The sequence below is a fragment of the Brevundimonas sp. FV1ye29L genome, from assembly GCF_058681095.1.
The window spans coordinates 1,079,401-1,096,458 of the sequence record NZ_CM178730.1 but is presented as its reverse complement, the minus strand read 5'-3'; the positions used below and the strand labels follow the sequence as shown (position 1 = coordinate 1,096,458).

The window sequence follows — 17,058 nt, the reverse complement described above, 5'->3', positions numbered from 1 at the left end:
TCTCGAGCTTCCGGCGCCATATGTCAATGGGATATACACAGCCGGTAGCCGAGCTCGGTCAGGACGCCGTGCAGCGCCACGTCATGATCCTCTGCCGACAGGGCTTCGACCTTCTGCCCCGCATAGGCCAGGCCGATCCGGACCACGTCCGTCCGCGCCGCGAAGGTCCGGTCGTAGTAGCCCCCGCCCTGCCCCAGCCGCCCGCCCGCATCGTCGAAGGCCAGTAAGGGCGTGATGATCAGGTCAGGATCGACGGTTTCAGACAGAGGCAAGGGCGCGGGACAGCCGGCGGCGTCCATCTCCAGCGGCTCGCCCGGGGTCCAGGCGCGGAAGATCATGGGGGCGTCGCGTTCCAGCACCACAGGCAGACACAGCCGACGGCCGGCTGCGGCCAGGCCGCGGGCCAGCGGCTCGGGATCCAGTTCCGACCCCATGGCGCGATAGACGGCCGCCAGCGCCCCCGGCGGCAGGTCCGCGACGTGGGCGGCGGCGCGTTCGGCCGCCTCCGGTTCGACCTCGGCCAGACGCTTGCGAAGGGCGCGCATTTCCGCGCGAAGGGCCGCCTTGTCGATCATCCGGACAGACTACACCGCATTTCGAACAGAACGACCAAACACACGCAAGGCGAGGCGCAGAACTCAAGAGCGGAGATAGGGCACGCCGACGGCGCTCAGGCAGCGAGCCGCCGCGCGGCGAACCATAGCGCAAGAACAGCGCTCAAGCAGCGAGCGACCGCGTCGCGAGGGTTAGCGCACTAAAAAAAGGGAGGTTGGCGGCGCCGTAAGAGCCGTGAAGGACGGTTTAAATCCTCTCGAGCCTGGGTAGCCAGGTGGGCTCCGTGTGCCCGACCCCACGAGGTCAGACAGGGACAGATCCCTTCGAGTGAATTAAGGCCGCGAGGATATGTTGCCTTCGACGTGAGCCACAGCATGACCCGCCGTCGATCAAGATAGGCCCTACCCTGTCGCCCCACAAGCGGCGGAGCGCTCAAAGACTATTCCGCGTCCGGCTGATGTTCGGCGGCCGTCAGGCGGAAGGCGTCCAGCGTCAGACATTCGGCCTCGATGGCCTGCAGCCGGGGCCAGCGCATGACGCAGCCGAACCGGCGGGCATTGGCCATCTGGGGCACAAGGAAGACGTCGGCCAGGGTCGGGGCCGCGCCGAAGGCGAAGGGGCCCGGCGCATCGGCCAGCAGGGCCTCCAGCGCATCGAACCCGTCCTCGATCACCTGCCGCGCCCAGGCCTGATCGTCCTGTCCCAGATCGCGCAGACGCTTGAGGATCTTCAGGTTCTGGATCGGATGGATGTCGGCCGCCACCACCAGGGCCGCCGCGCGGACCCGGGCCCGCATCGCCGCGTCGCCCGGCAGGATCGACGGCTCGGGCGCGATCTCCTCGAGGTATTCGCAGATGGCCAGGGACTGGGTCAGGACCTGTCCGTCATCGGTGACCAGGGCCGGCACCAGCCCCTGCGGATTCAGGGCCAGATAGTCGGGCGCGCGCTGGCCGCCGTGGCGCAGGTGATGGGGGACCTGATCAACCGTCAGCCCCTTGAGCGCCAGGACGATCCGCACCCGCCAGGCGGCTGTCGACCGGTAGTAGCCGTGCAGGATCATGCGCCCCCCCCTTCCCTCACGCCGGATCGCCGACTGTGATGGTCAGGTCCGCCAGACCCTCAATCGTCGCCACCATGATGTCGCCCGGAACCACCGGCCCGACGCCGGCCGGCGTCCCCGTATAGATCAGGTCGCCGGCCTCAAGACGATAGAGGCCCGACAGATGGGCGATGACCTCGGCCACGGGCCAGATCTGGTCAGACAGGTCGCCGGTCTGTTTCGTCTCGCCGTTGACCTTCAGGGCAAGGCCCCCGGCGCCGGGATCGAAGCCCCCGGCCGGTCTCAGCTCGCCCAGCGGCTTGGACTGTTCGACATTCTTTCCGGTATCCCAGGGCCGCCCGGTCTTCCTGGCCGCGCCCTGAAGATCGCGCCGGGTCATGTCGAGCCCGACGCCATAGCCGTAGACGTGGGTCAGGGCGTCGGCGGCAGCGATGTTGCGGCCGCCCTTGCCGATGGCCACGACCAGCTCGACCTCGAACTGATAGTCCTTCGTCGCCTGCGGATAGACGATGGTCGTCCCGGACGGCACGACCGCCTCGGCCCAGGCGGTGAAGAAGAACGGGGGCTCACGGTCAGGGTCACTGCCCATCTCACGCGCATGGTCGGCGTAGTTCCTGCCGACGCAGAAGACCCGGCGCACCGGGAATTGCTCGCCGTTGGACACGACCGCCAGGACGGTCGGGGCAGCCTCAAAAGCCAGGGTCATGCCTCATCCTCCGCTGTGGCCGCTTCGGACGCCGCCGCCTCGACCGCCAATGCCTTAAGATGCGCGTCCCATTCGCCGGTCCAGACCTTGATCTCCTTGGACGAACCGCCGCCCAGGATGGCGATGGATTCGCGCATCCGCTCGCGGGCGATGTCGCGGCCCATCAGCTCCATGGAGCGGAACAGCGGCAGGGACTGGGGCTTGCCGGTCATGACGATGAACATGTGGCGGGCCAGGTCCTTGAACTTCGCGCCGGTGATCTCGGCGACGATGCGCAGCACGCCCTCTATGGCCGCCTGCGTCCAGTCGGCCTCGCGCTCGAACCCGATGGAGGCCAGGTTCAGGGCGCGCTTCAGGGTCGGCTGGTCAAGCTTGCCGTCCAGCAGGGTCTCCAGCGACGGCTCCAGCCGGCCGGCGAACAGGAAGGCCGTGGTCGGCCCCAGGTCGGACAGGCGGGTGATGCGCGACTGGGCCATATCGGCCACCTGATCCAGATAGGCGGGCGTCAGCCAGGCGCCGATCACGGCCTTGAACCCTTCCGGCGACAGCACCTCGCGCAGCCAGCGGCCGTTCAGCCAGTCCAGCTTGGACACATCGAAGATCGGTCCGCCCAGCGAGATGTTGGACACGTCGAACCGCGACTGCAGGGTGGCGAAATCCATCAGCTCGTCGCCGTCCGCCTGCGAAACCGCCGACAGACCCAGGAAGTTGGTCAGGGCCTCGGGCAGATAACCCATCCGCTCATAGAACAGGACGCTGGTCGGGTTCTTGCGTTTGGACAGTTTGGACTTGTCCGGATTGCGCAGCAGCGGCAGGTGGAAAAGCTGCGGCATGTCCCAGCCGAAATAGCGATAGAGCAGCTGGTGTTTGGGCGCCGACGGGATCCACTCCTCGCCGCGCAGCACATGGGTGATGCCCATCAGATGGTCGTCGATGACATTGGCCAGATGATAGGTGGGGAAGCCGTCCGACTTCATCAGCACCTGCATGTCGACGCTGTCCCACGGAATCTCGATGTCGCCGCGCGCCATGTCGTTGAAGACGCAGACGCCCTCGGTCGGGACCTTCATACGCAGGACGTGGGCCTCGCCCGCCGCGACGCGCGCCTCGGCCTCGGCCGGCGGCACGTGGGTGCAGCGGCCGTCATAGCGGGGCGGCAGACCCTCGGACGACTGACGCGCGCGCAGGGCGTCCAGCCGCTCGGGCGTGCAGAAGCAGCGGAAGGCATGGCCATTGGTCAGCAGTTGATCGGCGTATTTCGCATAGATGTCGCTGCGCTCCGACTGGCGGTAGGGGCCGTTCGGGCCGCCGACGTCGGGGCCTTCGGACCAGGACAGGCCCATCCATTTCAGGGCCTTCAGAATGACCTGTTCGGACTCCCGCGTGCTGCGCGCCCGGTCGGTGTCCTCGATACGCAGGATGAACTCGCCGCCGTGCTGTTTGGCGAACAGATAGTTCATCAGGGCGACATAGGCGGTGCCGACGTGGGGATCGCCGGTGGGCGACGGCGCCACGCGCGTCTTGACGGTCATTGCAGGAACTCCAGAGATCAGGCGCGTCCTATAGCCCGCGCGGCGACGGTCTCAACAACAGTTTCCGGGCTCAGGCCCGCCTCGCGCATGTCGCGCAGGGACGGCGAGCCCAGGCGTTTGGCCAGACGACGGCCTTCGTCGTCGACGACCAGCAGATGGTGATCCCAGACCGGAACCTCCAGCCCCAGCAGGGCCTGCAGCAGTCGATGGGCGTGGGTGGCGCCCAGCAGGTCCTCACCGCGCGTCACCCGCGTCACGCCCTGGGCCGCGTCATCGACGGTGACAGCCAGGTGATAGGAGGTCGGCGTCTCCTTCCGCGCCACCACGAAGTCGCCCAGCCCGGCCAGGGAGACAGCGAAGGTTCCGCGATGGACGTCGGTCCAGTGCAGCGGCCCGGTCAGGTCCAGTGCACGACCGCCGTCGATCCGGATGGCATAGGCCTGCCCTCGCCCGATCCGTTCGGCGCGCTCGCTCGACGACAGGGCGCGGCACCGGCCCGAATAGGCATGGCCGACGTGCTCCTGGGGCGCCCCGCCCATCGCCTCGATCTCGCGCCGGATATCGGCCCGGGTGCAGAAACAGGGATAGAGCACGCCCAGCCCTTCCAGCCGATCCAGCGCCTCGCGATAGACGGACATTCGTTCCGACTGGCGCCATACCGGTCCCTCTGAAACCAGACCCAACCAGGCCAGATCTTCCAGATTGCGCTCAATGAACTCCGCCCGGCTGCGGCCCTGATCGATGTCCTCGATCCGGATCAGGAAGCGCGCGCCGAACGCCCGACCGGCGCGAGCGGCATAGGTCGCCGAGAAGGCGTGTCCCGGATGCAGGTCGCCGGTGGGGCTGGGAGCGAAACGGACGGCGAACATGGGCCCTTGTTCGCATGGCGACCGGGCGCGATCCAGAGGCGCACTGGCCGCGACCGCTGGCCAGGGGCGATCCCGACTACGCGGTCTGGCGCGACGGGACAGGCACGAACTGCCGCGCCGCCAGACGATGGTGTTCGACGTCGACAGCCGTATGACCGACGAGCCGCGCGGCCATCAGCGGGCGTTCTTCTCGACGGCTCCCCACGTGCAGCCGGGGACGTGACCAGAAGTCCTCCCCGTGCCGCTGGCGTGGGGAGGTGGCGCGGCGCCCTTGCGCCGTGACGGGGCGAGGCAGCCCTGGACATCGGCGTTGTTTTCGCTGACGGAGTCGCCCCCTCCGTCTCCTCGCAAGCGGCTCGGATCCACCTCCCCATTCGCCAGCGGCGAACGGGGAGGACCTTTTTACTCAGGCCCGCACCGCGCCCCGCGCCGCATCAACCCCCAACGCCGTCAGCGCCGAGGCCGCGATCTGTTCGGCGTTGAGTCCGGCGGCGGCGTACATGGCGGCCGGACTGTCCTGGTCCTGGAAGATGTCGGGCAGGTTCAGGGTGCGGACCTTGAGCCCGGCGTCCAGGGCGCCTTTTGAGGCCAGAAGCTGCAGCACAAAGGCGCCGAAGCCGCCCATGGCGCCCTCCTCAACCGTGATCAGGCATTCGTGCTCGCGCGCCAGACGCAGGATCAGATCGGCGTCCAGAGGCTTGGCGAAGCGGGCGTCGGCGACCGTGGCCGAGACGCCGCGTGCGGCCAGCAGGTCGGCGGCCTTCAGCGTCTCCTGTAACCGCGTCCCGAGCGACAGCAGGGCGACGGTCGCGCCTTCGCGCACGATGCGTCCCCGGCCGATCTCCAGAGGCGCGGCCAGTTCCGGGATCTCGACCCCGACCCCATCGCCGCGCGGATAGCGGAAGGCGCTCGGCCGGTCGTCGATCTCGAGGCTGGTGGCGATCATGGCGGCCAGTTCGGCCTCGTCCGATGCCGCCATCAGCACCATGCCCGGCAGGGCCCCCATGAAGCCGATGTCGAAGCTGCCCGCATGGGTCGCGCCGTCGGCGCCGACCAGACCGGCCCGGTCCATGGCGAACCGCACCGGCAGCGACTGGATGGCCACGTCATGGACCACCTGGTCGTAGCCGCGCTGAAGGAAGGTCGAATAGATGGCGCAGACCGGCTTCATCCCGTCGGCGGCGAGGCCCGCGGCGAAGGTGACCGCATGCTGCTCGGCGATGCCGACGTCATAGGTCCGGTCAGGGAAGGCCTGGCCGAACAGGTCCAGACCGGTGCCCGAGGGCATGGCGGCGGTGATGGCGACGATCGAGGGATCAAGCGCGGCACGCTTGATCAGCTCGGTCCCGAACACCTTGGTGTAGCTGGGGGCGTTGGAGACGGACTTCGACTGTTTGCCGGACACGACGTCGAACTTGACGACCGCATGAAGCTTGTCGGCGCTGCTTTCCGCGGGCGCATAGCCCTTGCCCTTCTGGGTCACGACGTGGACCAGAACCGGGCGGTCGGTGATGGCGGCGGCGTTCCTGAGGATCGGCACCAGATTGTCGAGGTCATGCCCGTCGACCGGACCGACATAGTAGAAGCCCAGCTCCTCGAATAATGTGCCGCCGACGATCATTCCGCGGGCGTATTCCTCGGCCTTGCGCGCCGCATTGCGGAACGGGCGCGGCATATGCTCGGCCACCTTCTTTCCGAACTTGCGGAAGTTCTGATAGGCGCCGCCCGACACCTGTTTGGCCAGGTAGGCGCTCATGCCGCCCACCGGGGGCGCGATGGACATGTCGTTGTCGTTGAGAATGACGGTCAGCTGGCCGGCGGTCTCGGCCGCATTGTTCATCGCCTCATAGGCCATGCCGGCGGACATCGAGCCGTCGCCGATCACGGCCACCACCTTGTTCGACCCGCCCTTCTGCTCGCGGGCGGCGGCGAAACCGAGCGCCGCCGAGATCGAGGTCGAGGCGTGGGCCGCGCCGAACGGGTCGTATTCGCTCTCGCTGCGTTTGGTGAAGCCCGACAGGCCCCCGCCCATGCGCAGGGTGCGGATCCGGTCGCGGCGCCCCGTCAGAATCTTGTGCGGATAGCACTGGTGGCCGACATCCCAGATCAGGATGTCTGTCGGCGTGTCATAGACATGGTGCAGGGCGACGGTCAGCTCGACCACCCCCAGACCCGCGCCCAGATGACCGCCAGTGGTGGACACGGCGTCAATCGTCTCGGCCCGAAGCTCGTCCGCCAGCTGGCGCAGCTGGGGAAGGTCGAAGCCGCGCATATCGGCGGGAAGACGGACCTGATCAAGAAGCGGGGTGTCGGGCATGTTACTCAGAAGTCGCAGAACGGGCGGACGATCCCTTACGCCCACATTCCGGCACTGCGAAGGGCAACCGGAACGGGCGCGAGGTCGTCAGGACCTGCGGTTTAGCACGAAGTCCACGCTCGCCTTGAGGTTTTCCGCATCCGGACCGAACAGATCGAGATGCCCCCGGGCCTGATCCGCCAGATGCGCGACCCTGTGACGCGCCTGATCGACGCCCAGAAGCGTGACGAAATTGGTCTTGCCCAGGGCCGCATCCTTGCCGCCGGCGGCCTTGCCCATCTCCTCGGCCGAGCCCTCGACGTCCAGCAGGTCGTCGACGATCTGGTAGGCCAGGCCGATGTCGTTGGCGAAACTCATCAGGGCGTTGCGATGCGCCTCCCGGGCGCGGGCGATGACGATGGGAATTTCAAAGGCGTGCGAGAACAGCGCGCCGGTCTTCAGTCGCTGCATCCGCGCTGCCCCGCCCAGATCGTCCCGCACCCCCAGCAGGTCGATCATCTGGCCGCCGGCCATGCCAAGGGCGCCCGACGCCACGGCCAGACGCCGGGCCAGCTCGCAGCGGATGGCGGCGTCGTCGTGGGTGTCCTCATCCAGCACAATCTCGAAGGCCGCGCTCTGCAGGGCGTCGCCGGCCAGCACCGCCGTCGCCTCGTCATACTGCCGGTGGACCGTCGGGCGACCGCGCCGCACGTCATCGTCGTCCATACAGGGCAGGTCGTCATGAACCAGCGAATAGGCGTGGATGCATTCCAGGGCGCAGGCGGCGCGCAATACAGCGCCCTCGTCCGCGTCCAGCAGCCGCCCGGCCTCAAGGGCGAAGAAGGGCCGCAGCCGTTTGCCCGGACCGAGGGCGGCATAGCGCATGGCCTCGGTCAGCTTCGCCTCCGGCCCCTCGCCGCGCGGCAGCAGGCGATCGAGGGCGATAGTGACCAGGTCGGCGACCTCGGCGACACGGTCGATGACGGCCTGTTCGGGGGAGTTGGCGGCGCGGGGGTTGGGGCTCAGAACAGCCTCCCGCCCACGACGGCGTCGCGATCGACCCCGACCAGCACGACCTCGCCGTCCGCATCCGGAAAGCCGAGGGTCAGGACCTCGGACATGAAGGGGCCGATCTGGCGCGGCGGAAAATTGACCACGGAGGCGACCAGACGATCCTGAAGCTGGTCCAGCGTATAGTGCCGCGTGATCTGGGCCGAGGATCGCCTGACGCCAATGGAGGGGCCAAAGTCGATGGCCAGTTTGAAGGCCGGCTTTCTCGCCTCAGGGAACGGCTCGGCCTTGACCACCCGGCCAATGCGGATGTCGACCTTCATGAAGTCATCGAAAACGATGCCCGGCGCGACGGGCGCGTCCAGTCCCGGGGTCATCAGCCGAACTCGGCCGGTTCGACGCCCTTTGCAGCACCGTCGGGACCGACGACGATCTTTTCCACCCGCAGCTGGGCGGCCTTCAGCCGGTCCTCGCAATGGGTCTTCAGGCGCGCGCCCTCCTCATACAGGCTGATGGATTCCTCCAGCGGGGCCTGTCCGGACTCCAGGCGGGAGACGATGGTCTCCAGCCGGGCGAGGGCGTCTTCGAAGCTGAGGTCGGCGAGTTTGGCGGCGGCGTCGGTCATGGCCGGAACCCTAAAGGCGGCGCCGCCCCGGTTCAATGTTCAATCCCGGCTCTGAGCGGCTCAGTTCTGCGGCGCGGCCCCGGTCGTCGCCAGGCGGCGGGCCGAGAGAATGCGAATGCGCGGCTCCAGCATCTGTCCGACCATGAAGCCCTCGCCCTCGGTTGGCGATTTCGGCGCGGCCAAAATGGTCCGCACGATGTCCATCCCCTGAACCACCCGGCCGAACACGGCGAAACCGGGGTCGCCGGGCGCGGTCCGGTCGGCGTCGAGCGTCGAGACATTGCCGACGATGATGAAGAAGTCCCCCGTGGCCGAGCCCGGCTCGTTGCGGGCCATGGAGACGGCGCCGTCCGTATGGCTGAGCCGGGTCGCGCTGGTCGGTTCGTGGGCTATGGGCGGCAGCACGCGGTCGGGCGCGTTCTGTGTCCCGCCCTGGATCAGGCCGACGTTCGACCCCAGCACCATGGAGCGGTAGAAGTCTGTCCCGTCGAACCGCTTCTCATCGACATAGCGCAGAAAGTTCACGGCCGTGACGGGCGCCGCCGGCTCAAGCGCAATGACGATGCCGCCGGCCGTCGTTTCGATCATCACCCGCTCGCGCGTATCGGCGGCGGACGGAGAGGGCGCCCCCGCCGCCAAGGTCTGCGCACGGGCCACGAGCGGAACACAGGAAAGGGCCAAGGTCAGCCCCAGAACGATGGAGAAAAGGCCGCGCCGGTCCATCACACCTCCCGCACAGTCAGGATTTTTCGAAGCGCCGCTGCGACCAGTATTTGAAGCCCTGGTTTTCAGCCAGACGCCAGCCGCGGGACTTCAGCACGGTCCCGACCATATGGTTGAAATAGCCGTGGGCGAAGACGACGACGTCCTGGCCGGCGGCTGCGGCGGCGATGACGTGGTCGGCGGCGCGCTCTGCCCGGGCTTCGGCCTCGACGCGCGTCTCCTGGCCGCCATGATGGTCGAAGACGTGCCACCAGAAGCGCGACACCACGCCCCACAGGCGCGGCGAGAGCTTGATCCACTCGGGCAGGGGCGGCGGCGGCAGGGGCGCCTCGATGAACAGGGGCTCGATCTGGAGGTCGCAACCGGGCGCCGCCAGAGCCGCAGATTCGCGGGCGCGCGGGCGACTGGAGGCGATCAGGGTTCCGGCGACCACGGCCCGGCTGGCCACAGCCTCCGGCGCGGTCTGGCCCGGATAGAGACCCAGCCGCTCATACTCGGCCCACCAGCGGCCATAGCCCTGGGCGGTCAGCAGGCAGTCGCGCGACAGGGCGGGCTTGCCATGACGGGTCAGGATGATCGCACCCGGAGGCCCGGGCGCCACGGCGTCTCCGACAGGATCAGGTGAGAGGGCGGGCAAGGTCATGATGCAAGGCGGCAGGCGACAGGTCGGTCGTCGGCGTCCCTCAATCCTCCCCGAATATCTCGACATGGCGTCCGCGAACCGCCGACCCCGTCCGGGTCGTAACCGGCTGCGGGGGCGGACACAAGCGCCTCGGCGTTGGCGGGGGCCAACTGACCCGGACAGGACCGCCAGCTGAAATTGGAGACGCGGTGGATGACGCGCCTACGCCCCCGGTGTAGTCGGCGCCCATGACCGACGCGCTGATCCGCCCTGCTCGCCCCGAGGACGCCGCCGCCCTGGGCGCACTGGGACGACGGACCTTCATCGACACCTTTGTCGACGGGTTCGGCATCCCCTATCCGCCGGACGATCTTGCGGGCTTTCTGGACGCCAGCTTCAGCCCGGCGGCGACGTCGGCCCGGCTGGCCGAGCCCGGCGCCGCCTGGTGGGTGGCCGAACGCACGAACGCCGGCGGCGGCGACCTTCTCGCCTTCGCCAACGCCGGACCCAATACCCTGCCCCATCCGCAGGCCTCGAGAGACCACGCCGAGCTGAGGCGGCTCTATGTGTCGAAGGCGGCGCAGGGGCTGGGTCTGGGGACGAAGCTTCTGGGCCTGTCGCTGGAGTGGATGGAGGTCCACAGCACAGGTCCGCTGTGGATAGGGGTCTGGAGCGGCAATCAGAAGGCCCTGAAGCTCTACACCGCCTTCGGGTTCGAAAAGGCGGGGGAGTATCAATACCCCGTCGGGCGCTGGATGGACGACGAGTTCATCTTGCGGCGCGGATAGACTATACCGGGCGCATGGACCGCGCCGAACTGCTCGAAAAACTGCGCGAACTGAAGCCCTGGCTGGAGGAGCAGGGCATCGTCAATGTGCGCCTGTTCGGCAGCTATGCCCGCGACGAGGCGGGGCCGGACAGCGACGTGGATTTGCTGGTAGATGTCTCCAAGCCGATCGGATGGGATTTTTTCAGCCTCAAGGACGAGCTCGCTTTGCGACTTGGCCATAGGGTCGATATGTGCCCGGCTGATGGGCTGAATAACCCGTATATCCGGCGGACAGCATTGCGAGATGCGATTGTCGTCTGATCGCCCGGATCCCGTCCTCTTCTCGGAACTCCGCGAGTCGGTCACCCGGATCGAGGAGTATCTGGCCGGGCATTCGGCCGGGAGTTTTCGGTCCGACATGCGGACACGCGATGCCGTTTGCATGCGGTTGATCGTCATTGGCGAGGCCGCCAATCGTCTCACCGACGACGGCAAAGCCAGACTGCCTCACCTGAATTGGCACGGCATGGCAGGCCTGCGCCATATGCTGGCGCATGACTACGGCGCAGCCAGCCCCTCCCTGCTCTGGAGCATCGCCACCGTCAGCGTCCCTCAACTCAGGGACGCTCTGTCCCAAATCACGGAAAACTGATGCTCATCCCCTTCTTCACCGCCCTCAAGGACGCCAGGGTTCCGGTGTCGATGAAGGAATGGCTCCATCTGATGGAGGCCATGGACCGGGGGCTGGCCAGCGACCGGGTGGACGACTTCTATCACCTGTCCCGCGCGGTGCTGGTCAAGGACGAGAAACACTATGACCGGTTTGATCAGGCCTTCGGCAAGGCGTTCAAGGGCATAGAGAGCCTCGGCGCCGGCGAGGACCTGACCACGGCCATTCCCGAGGACTGGCTGAACCTGCTGAACCAGAAATTCCTGACCGACGAGGAAAAGGCCGAGATCGACGCCCTGGGCGGGTTCGACAAGCTGATGGAGACGCTGAAACAGCGTCTGGAAGAACAGAAGGAGCGCCATGAGGGCGGATCCAAATGGGTCGGGACCGGCGGGACCAGTCCGTTCGGCCACGGCGGCTACAACCCCGAGGGCGTGCGCATCGGCGGGCCGGGCAAACAGGGCCGGGCGGTCAAGGTCTGGGAAAAGCGCGAATACAAGAACCTGGACGACACGGTCGAGCTGGGCACCCGCAACATCAAGATCGCCCTGCGTCGGCTGCGCCGGTTCGCGCGCCAGGGGGCGGCCGACGAACTGGATATCGACGGCACCATCGACGGCACGGCGCGTCAGGGCTGGCTGGACATCCAGATGCGGCCCGAGCGGCGCAATACGATCAAGGTCCTGCTGTTCCTCGACGTCGGCGGCTCGATGGACGGCCATATCAGGATGGTCGAGGAGCTGTTCTCGGCGGCGAAGACCGAGTTCAAACACCTGGAGTTCTTCTACTTCCACAACTGCCTCTACGAAGGCGTGTGGAAGGACAACCGGCGGCGCCATGCCGAAAAGACCCCGACCTGGGAGGTGCTGAACACGTTCGGCGGCGACTGGCGGGCCATCTTCGTCGGCGACGCGACCATGTCGCCCTATGAGATCACCATGCCCGGGGGATCGGTCGAACACTGGAACGAGGAGGCCGGCGCGGTCTGGCTGAAACGGGCCCGTCAGCAGTGGGAGAAGTCGGTCTGGCTGAACCCCGTGGCCGAACGCTACTGGCCCTATACGGCCTCGGTGAAGCTGATCGGCGAGGTGATGGAGGAGCGGATGTTCCCCCTGACGCTGGACGGACTGGACAAGGCCATGCGGCTGCTGAGCAAATAGCCGCGCATACGAAGGAGAGAACGTGGTGACCTCGACCCTTCTGGTAGTATTGGCCGCCATTCAGGTCGCGGCCGGCGGCGGCATCGTCTGGGAAACCCCGGTCGAACCCTCGGCTATTGAGGAGACGGCGGCGGAAGCGGCCACGACGGCGGTTGACGTCCCTGACCTGCCCGGCTGGGCCCTGGCGGATCCATTTTCCTGGGAGAGGTCCCGGTGCAACCCTGTTCTCCGGGGAGCGGAGGCGATGGACCGGTGCCAGGTCCGGGTGCGCACCCAGCTCAAGGCCGCCCTGGGCGACCGCCTGCCGGCCGGCCTGCAACCCGAGGGCATCGCCTCGTGCCGGCAGGTCTCGAACGGCGCGGGCGGCTATGACCTGTCCTGCGCGCCCGAGGAACGCAGCCTGACCGTGCGGACGGCGCCCGCGCCCGAGATCTGCGAGGAACGGCCGCGCGCCGTGCCCGGGGGCGGCGTCACCTTCGAGCGCATCTGCCGGGCCGAAAATGCACCGTCGCGCGACGGTCTGTCGCTTCGCCTGTTCGGCGGCGACTGACGCTCGACAAACGAAAAGGGCCGGCCCCGGGGCCGACCCTTCCGGAAGAACGAGGGATCCGCGATCAGCTCTTGTGATCGGCGTCCCGGACCGCGTCCTTGACGCCGCCGACCGTGTTCTGAACCTTGCCTTCGACCTGGTCGGCGCGACCCTCGGCCTTCAGCTTCTCGTCACCGGTGACCTTGCCGGCGGCTTCCTTGATCTTGCCGCCCATATTCTTGGCGGCGCCTTCGACGCGATCATGATCGGCCATGGGACTTACTCCTGAACTGGGGCCCGCCCGGTCGGCGCGCCTTCAGGATATGAACGGACGTCAGCGCGGCCCGTTCCCGTATTTCTGCCGGAGCCCCGTCGGACGGCGCCTCGGCTTTACTGCCTGAGCCACCGGGTCACCGCCCAGGCATGGGCGTCATGACGCAAGGCATCGAGAGCCGCGTGGGGGTCCAGCCAGACCAGCTCGTGATCGTCCTCGACCTTGGAGTCCGGGTCCCAGGACACCGACTCCACGATCCAGAGGCCGCCGGTATTGTTGACCGGGACGTCATCGGACTTGCGAAAATACTGCCCGGCCTCGAGCAGTCGCGTGACCGGCCGGACGGTCAGGCCTGTCTCCTCCCGGAACTCGCGGATCAGGGCCTGTTCCTCGCTCTCGCCCGCCTCCACGGCGCCGCCCGGCAGGTCGTGGTAGGGCGTGCCGCGGGTCACACGGACGGTCGCGATCCGGCCGTCCTGCACGAGGATTCCGAATACCGCATGGCGTTCCGCATAGGCGACATCGGGATCGGCGAGGCCGAACTGCAGCATGGGCGCTTTCAAAGGTCGAAGGAGAGCTGGGCGCGGACGCCGCGGTGGGCGGGATCGTAGGACAGGGAAGACCGCAGACCCGAAGCCATGGCTCCGATGATCTTGCCGCCCAGACCCGTGCCCTTGACCGCGCCGTCGCCGAGGCCCGGACCATCGTCCTCGACCGTCAGCAGCGCCCGCGCCTCACCGTCCGCCCGGATCCGGACGCGAATTTCGCCGCCCTGATCGGGCTCATAGGCGTATTTGAAGGCATTGGTCACCAGCTCGGTGACGACGATGCCAAGAGACACCGCCTGATCGACGCTGACGCGCAGCGGACTGGCGTCCAGAACCAGACGGGGCGACCGTTCCCCGGCGGCGAGCGAGGCGGAGAGCTCGTCGACCAGCCCCTGCAGATACTCATCGACCGCCACGCCGGAGACATCGCCGGAGGTGTAGAGACGGCGATGCACCTGGGCGACAGCCTCGATCCGCGCCTGGGCCTCTTTCAGGGCCGTGCGCGCCCCTTCATTCTCGACGTGTCGCAACTGCAGCGACATGAAGGTGGACACCAGCTGGAGCGAGTTTCCCACCCGGTGATTGACCTCGCTCAGCATGATCTCGGCCCGATCGCGGGCGAGGCGAATCTGGTCCTGGGCGGCGGCATTCTCCCGCTCCAGCCTGGCGCGGAACAGGGCGTCATCAAGCGCCGAACGCAGCAGGGCGGTGAAATTCTCCGACACGTCCTTGATGACATAGTCGGTCGCGCCGGCGCGCAGCGCCGCCACCGCCAGCCGCCCTTCCTGGGCGCCCGTGACATAGACGACCGGCGGCGCGCCGGGGTGGGCGAGAATGTCCGGCAGCACATCCATGCCGTCACGCCCGGGCATATAGTGATCCAGGGCGATGACGTCGAACGGCTGGCCGGCGAGCAGGGCCAGACCCTCATCCCCGTCGCCGGCGCACACGACGTCATAGCCGTGGCGGCCGAGGTCCTTCTGGACCAGCCGCGACAGGCCGCGATCATCGTCGATGTACAGGACGCGAACAGGAGATCCGGCGCCCGGCGAAGGTTCCCTCATTCGATCTCCGGGGCCTGGATCACCGACAGGAACAGGCCAAGCTGGCGAATGGCCGTGCCGAAGGACTCATAGTCGACGGGCTTGGTGATGTAGACGTTGCAGCCCAGGTCATAGCAGCGCTGGATCTCGGTCTTGTCGTCGGTGGTGGTCAGGACCACCACGGGCGCGCGCTTGAGCCGGTCATCCTTCTTCACCTCGGCCAGAATATCCGTGCCCTGCATGTCAGGCAGGTTCAGGTCGAGCAGGATCAGCAGGGGACCGTTGGCGCGCACCTCGTCCGAAAACAGATAGTCGAGCGCGGGCTGGCCTGCGTCGAAATGCATGATTTCGTTGTTGATGTTCGCCCGTCTGATGTTTTTCTCGATCAGTTTGGCATGACCGTGGTCATCCTCGATCATCACGATCTTGACGGCGGTGCTCACAGATCATCTCCAACATGCGACTGTGCCAGCCGTTTGGGGAATTTCAGGCGGAAAGTCGAGCCTTCGCCCGGTCGGGACTCAACCGCGATCTCGCCCCCGAGTCGCCGGACGCTGTTGCGGACAAAGGCCAGACCGAGGCCCTCGCCCGGCCGGTCCTGGCGTCCGGCCCGCCGGAACAACTCGAAGATGCGTTCAAGATCGCGCTCCGCCACGCCGCGGCCATTGTCGGCGATGGCGTATTCGACCCGGCCGTCGTCGAGCGCGCGGCCCGACACGACGATGCGACCCGCCCGGCCGGGCTCCAGATATTTCACGGCGTTGTCGATCAGATTGCCGAGGATCTGCTCGATCGAAAGACGGTCGTTCTCGAAGACGGGCAGAGGTTCGACGACAATTTCCGCCCCGGCCTCGTCAAGCTGGTGGCGCAGGCTGTCGCCGATGCGTTGGACCATGGCGGCCACGTCCAGAACCTCGGGCACCGGTATGCGACGGCCCTCGCGCGACATCTTGAGGATGGCATTGATCAACCGGTCCATCTTCTCGGTCGAGGCGCGAATGAAGCCGATGGCCTCCGGCATGTCCTCGCGGACGGCTGTAATGACCTCGGGATCGACCTCGCCGTCGGCGCCGGCCCGGACAAGAGCGCGGTCGATCGTCCGGCCCGCCTGCTCCAGCTCGGCGGTATAGCCCATGACGTTGACCAGCGGGGCGCGCAGGTCATGGCTGACGATATAGGCGAAGCGCTGGACCTCCTCATTGGCGCGCACCAGGGCGGCGGTGCGGGCCTTCACCGTCTCTTCCAGCCCCGCGTTGACCCGGTCCAGTTCGTCCCGCGCGCGCTCCACATCGACGAGATAGCGGCGGACAAGAAGGGCGATCGCGACGGCGAGAATCAGGGTGAGCAGACCGGACAGGGCGTTGACCCCCACCGCCCAGGCGGCGGAGCGGCGTGACCTGGCCGTTAGCGCCGCCACCGCCCGGCCCGTGAGTCCGTCGGCCGCGGCGATCTCGGCATTGATCTGGCCCATCAGGATCTGGCCGCGCCCGCTGCGGACGATGCTGACAGCCTCACCGATCCGCCCCCGCCGCACCGCTTCGAAGGTCAGGGCCATCTCCTCGAACTTGGCACGGGAGAGCGAGGTCAATCGCTGGAGAGAGGCAGCGACTTCAGGATCGTCGGCGGCGACGGCGAGTTCAGCCAGGGCCTCGGCATTGCGTCGGCGGGCGTCATTGTGGGCGGCGACCAGACCGGCCTGTCCGGTGAGCAGGAAGCCGCGCTGGGCGGTCTCCGCCTCCTGAACCGTGATGAGGACGGTGCGCGTGAGGCGGCGCACCCGCCAGCTCTCTTCGATGCTCGCGTTGATCTCGACCGTCCGGCGGATCATCACGAAGGTCGAGATATTGACCACCAGCAACAGGACCAGCACGCCCGCCAGCAACAGAATGACCGACCGTCCGAGCGACGGCGTGCGCAGAAACCGGAGCGCGTCACCCAGACGCCCGCGGTCAGGACGCGCCTGTGAGGCGAAGGACGTGGCTTTTTCCAATGTCATGCCGCAAGGATTAGCGTGGTCGTGTGACCTGTCCAGCGCCGTGGGGGCCGCCGGACCAGAGGATCGTCGG

General features: G+C 67.4%; 21 protein-coding genes and 1 other RNA gene. 5 read left to right on the top strand and 17 right to left on the bottom strand.

The genetic code is table 11. The annotated features are described in order from the left end of the window. Window positions 1–23: 23 nt before the first annotated feature. The 12 genes from ACW17W_RS05430 to ACW17W_RS05375 form a co-directional block, all read right to left on the bottom strand. The gene (locus ACW17W_RS05430) at window positions 24–575 is read right to left on the bottom strand and encodes a 5-formyltetrahydrofolate cyclo-ligase (RefSeq protein WP_492079718.1); all 552 of its coding nucleotides are present in this window, start codon (window positions 573–575) and stop codon (window positions 24–26) included. Window positions 576–771: 196 nt separating this feature from the next. Beyond that, window positions 772–934, bottom strand: a non-coding RNA gene (gene ssrS / locus ACW17W_RS05425) — 6S RNA. Window positions 935–994: 60 nt separating this feature from the next. Next, window positions 995–1,615, bottom strand: a complete 621-nt coding sequence (gene maiA / locus ACW17W_RS05420) for a maleylacetoacetate isomerase (RefSeq protein WP_492079717.1) — start codon at window positions 1,613–1,615, stop codon at window positions 995–997. A gap of 16 nt (window positions 1,616–1,631) precedes the next feature. Then, the gene (locus tag ACW17W_RS05415) at window positions 1,632–2,321 is read right to left on the bottom strand and encodes a fumarylacetoacetate hydrolase family protein (protein ID WP_492079716.1); all 690 of its coding nucleotides are present in this window, start codon (window positions 2,319–2,321) and stop codon (window positions 1,632–1,634) included. Beyond that, window positions 2,318–3,853 (bottom strand): glutamate--tRNA ligase, encoded by a 1,536-nt coding sequence (gltX, locus tag ACW17W_RS05410; protein WP_492079715.1) that lies wholly within the window; start codon window positions 3,851–3,853, stop codon window positions 2,318–2,320. Before gltX ends, ACW17W_RS05415 begins: the two co-directional genes overlap by 4 nt. A 17-nt stretch (window positions 3,854–3,870) precedes the next feature. Beyond that, window positions 3,871–4,722, bottom strand: coding sequence for a tRNA glutamyl-Q(34) synthetase GluQRS (gene gluQRS, locus ACW17W_RS05405; protein WP_492079714.1), 852 nt, complete (start codon window positions 4,720–4,722; stop codon window positions 3,871–3,873). Between the two features lie 406 nt (window positions 4,723–5,128). Next, window positions 5,129–7,039 (bottom strand): 1-deoxy-D-xylulose-5-phosphate synthase, encoded by a 1,911-nt coding sequence (gene dxs, locus ACW17W_RS05400; RefSeq protein ID WP_492079713.1) that lies wholly within the window; start codon window positions 7,037–7,039, stop codon window positions 5,129–5,131. A gap of 87 nt (window positions 7,040–7,126) precedes the next feature. Beyond that, entirely contained in the window at window positions 7,127–7,999 is an 873-nt protein-coding gene (locus ACW17W_RS05395; RefSeq protein WP_492080265.1) for a polyprenyl synthetase family protein, read from the bottom strand. Window positions 8,000–8,040: 41 nt separating this feature from the next. Next, entirely contained in the window at window positions 8,041–8,406 is a 366-nt protein-coding gene (locus ACW17W_RS05390; RefSeq protein ID WP_492079712.1) for a tRNA-binding protein, read from the bottom strand. Further along, window positions 8,406–8,654: an exodeoxyribonuclease VII small subunit gene (locus tag ACW17W_RS05385; RefSeq protein ID WP_492079711.1), complete on the bottom strand. Its 249-nt coding sequence runs from the start codon at window positions 8,652–8,654 to the stop codon at window positions 8,406–8,408. The genes ACW17W_RS05390 and ACW17W_RS05385 overlap by 1 nt, the downstream gene beginning before the upstream one ends. A 60-nt stretch (window positions 8,655–8,714) precedes the next feature. After that, the gene (locus tag ACW17W_RS05380; protein WP_492079710.1) at window positions 8,715–9,377 is read right to left on the bottom strand and encodes a peptidylprolyl isomerase; all 663 of its coding nucleotides are present in this window, start codon (window positions 9,375–9,377) and stop codon (window positions 8,715–8,717) included. Window positions 9,378–9,393: 16 nt separating this feature from the next. Beyond that, entirely contained in the window at window positions 9,394–9,978 is a 585-nt protein-coding gene (locus ACW17W_RS05375) for a histidine phosphatase family protein (protein ID WP_492079709.1), read from the bottom strand. A 269-nt stretch (window positions 9,979–10,247) separates the two neighbouring features. Here ACW17W_RS05375 and ACW17W_RS05370 point away from each other — a divergent pair, with 269 nt between their 5' ends. From ACW17W_RS05370 to ACW17W_RS05350, 5 genes are read left to right on the top strand one after another with little or no spacing between them, the layout of a single operon-like run. Continuing rightward, window positions 10,248–10,787 (top strand): GNAT family N-acetyltransferase, encoded by a 540-nt coding sequence (locus tag ACW17W_RS05370; RefSeq protein WP_492079708.1) that lies wholly within the window; start codon window positions 10,248–10,250, stop codon window positions 10,785–10,787. Window positions 10,788–10,801: 14 nt separating this feature from the next. Continuing rightward, the gene (locus tag ACW17W_RS05365) at window positions 10,802–11,089 is read left to right on the top strand and encodes a nucleotidyltransferase family protein (RefSeq protein ID WP_492079707.1); all 288 of its coding nucleotides are present in this window, start codon (window positions 10,802–10,804) and stop codon (window positions 11,087–11,089) included. Beyond that, on the top strand, window positions 11,079–11,420 hold the full coding sequence (locus ACW17W_RS05360; RefSeq protein WP_492079706.1) for a HepT-like ribonuclease domain-containing protein: 342 nt from the start codon (window positions 11,079–11,081) through the stop codon (window positions 11,418–11,420). The genes ACW17W_RS05365 and ACW17W_RS05360 overlap by 11 nt, the downstream gene beginning before the upstream one ends. Then, on the top strand, window positions 11,420–12,598 hold the full coding sequence (locus tag ACW17W_RS05355) for a vWA domain-containing protein (protein WP_492079705.1): 1,179 nt from the start codon (window positions 11,420–11,422) through the stop codon (window positions 12,596–12,598). Before ACW17W_RS05360 ends, ACW17W_RS05355 begins: the two co-directional genes overlap by 1 nt. Before the next feature lie 25 nt (window positions 12,599–12,623). Then, window positions 12,624–13,148 carry a hypothetical protein gene (locus ACW17W_RS05350; RefSeq protein WP_492079704.1) on the top strand — a complete coding sequence of 175 codons (525 nt, stop codon included), beginning with the start codon at window positions 12,624–12,626 and terminating at the stop codon, window positions 13,146–13,148. A gap of 64 nt (window positions 13,149–13,212) precedes the next feature. Here the strand turns inward: ACW17W_RS05350 and ACW17W_RS05345 are convergent, their stop codons facing one another. The 5 genes from ACW17W_RS05345 to ACW17W_RS05325 form a co-directional block, all read right to left on the bottom strand. Next, window positions 13,213–13,401, bottom strand: a complete 189-nt coding sequence (locus ACW17W_RS05345; protein WP_492079703.1) for a CsbD family protein — start codon at window positions 13,399–13,401, stop codon at window positions 13,213–13,215. Window positions 13,402–13,517: 116 nt separating this feature from the next. Then, window positions 13,518–13,952 carry an NUDIX domain-containing protein gene (locus tag ACW17W_RS05340; RefSeq protein ID WP_492079702.1) on the bottom strand — a complete coding sequence of 145 codons (435 nt, stop codon included), beginning with the start codon at window positions 13,950–13,952 and terminating at the stop codon, window positions 13,518–13,520. 8 nt (window positions 13,953–13,960) lie between these two features. Continuing rightward, window positions 13,961–15,013, bottom strand: a complete 1,053-nt coding sequence (locus ACW17W_RS05335) for a sensor histidine kinase (RefSeq protein ID WP_492079701.1) — start codon at window positions 15,011–15,013, stop codon at window positions 13,961–13,963. Further along, window positions 15,010–15,411, bottom strand: a complete 402-nt coding sequence (locus ACW17W_RS05330) for a response regulator (RefSeq protein ID WP_492080264.1) — start codon at window positions 15,409–15,411, stop codon at window positions 15,010–15,012. Before ACW17W_RS05330 ends, ACW17W_RS05335 begins: the two co-directional genes overlap by 4 nt. 20 nt (window positions 15,412–15,431) lie before the next feature. Then, window positions 15,432–16,988: a sensor histidine kinase gene (locus ACW17W_RS05325; protein WP_492079700.1), complete on the bottom strand. Its 1,557-nt coding sequence runs from the start codon at window positions 16,986–16,988 to the stop codon at window positions 15,432–15,434. Window positions 16,989–17,058: the final 70 nt, after the last annotated feature.

What these genes read in the sequence shown, in the direction of transcription:
- ACW17W_RS05430 (WP_492079718.1), bottom strand. Translation starts at nt 575, where the DNA reads ATGATCGACAAGGCGGCCCTTCGCGCGGAAATGCGCGCCCTTCGCAAG.
- maiA (WP_492079717.1), bottom strand. Translation starts at nt 1,615, where the DNA reads ATGATCCTGCACGGCTACTACCGGTCGACAGCCGCCTGGCGGGTGCGG.
- ACW17W_RS05415 (WP_492079716.1), bottom strand. Translation starts at nt 2,321, where the DNA reads ATGACCCTGGCTTTTGAGGCTGCCCCGACCGTCCTGGCGGTCGTGTCC.
- gltX (WP_492079715.1), bottom strand. Translation starts at nt 3,853, where the DNA reads ATGACCGTCAAGACGCGCGTGGCGCCGTCGCCCACCGGCGATCCCCAC.
- gluQRS (WP_492079714.1), bottom strand. Translation starts at nt 4,722, where the DNA reads ATGTTCGCCGTCCGTTTCGCTCCCAGCCCCACCGGCGACCTGCATCCG.
- dxs (WP_492079713.1), bottom strand. Translation starts at nt 7,039, where the DNA reads ATGCCCGACACCCCGCTTCTTGATCAGGTCCGTCTTCCCGCCGATATG.
- ACW17W_RS05390 (WP_492079712.1), bottom strand. Translation starts at nt 8,406, where the DNA reads ATGACCCCGGGACTGGACGCGCCCGTCGCGCCGGGCATCGTTTTCGAT.
- ACW17W_RS05385 (WP_492079711.1), bottom strand. Translation starts at nt 8,654, where the DNA reads ATGACCGACGCCGCCGCCAAACTCGCCGACCTCAGCTTCGAAGACGCC.
- ACW17W_RS05380 (WP_492079710.1), bottom strand. Translation starts at nt 9,377, where the DNA reads ATGGACCGGCGCGGCCTTTTCTCCATCGTTCTGGGGCTGACCTTGGCC.
- ACW17W_RS05370 (WP_492079708.1), top strand. Translation starts at nt 10,248, where the DNA reads ATGACCGACGCGCTGATCCGCCCTGCTCGCCCCGAGGACGCCGCCGCC.
- ACW17W_RS05365 (WP_492079707.1), top strand. Translation starts at nt 10,802, where the DNA reads ATGGACCGCGCCGAACTGCTCGAAAAACTGCGCGAACTGAAGCCCTGG.
- ACW17W_RS05355 (WP_492079705.1), top strand. Translation starts at nt 11,420, where the DNA reads ATGCTCATCCCCTTCTTCACCGCCCTCAAGGACGCCAGGGTTCCGGTG.
- ACW17W_RS05345 (WP_492079703.1), bottom strand. Translation starts at nt 13,401, where the DNA reads ATGGCCGATCATGATCGCGTCGAAGGCGCCGCCAAGAATATGGGCGGC.
- ACW17W_RS05340 (WP_492079702.1), bottom strand. Translation starts at nt 13,952, where the DNA reads ATGCTGCAGTTCGGCCTCGCCGATCCCGATGTCGCCTATGCGGAACGC.
- ACW17W_RS05335 (WP_492079701.1), bottom strand. Translation starts at nt 15,013, where the DNA reads ATGAGGGAACCTTCGCCGGGCGCCGGATCTCCTGTTCGCGTCCTGTAC.
- ACW17W_RS05330 (WP_492080264.1), bottom strand. Translation starts at nt 15,411, where the DNA reads ATGATCGAGGATGACCACGGTCATGCCAAACTGATCGAGAAAAACATC.
- ACW17W_RS05325 (WP_492079700.1), bottom strand. Translation starts at nt 16,988, where the DNA reads ATGACATTGGAAAAAGCCACGTCCTTCGCCTCACAGGCGCGTCCTGAC.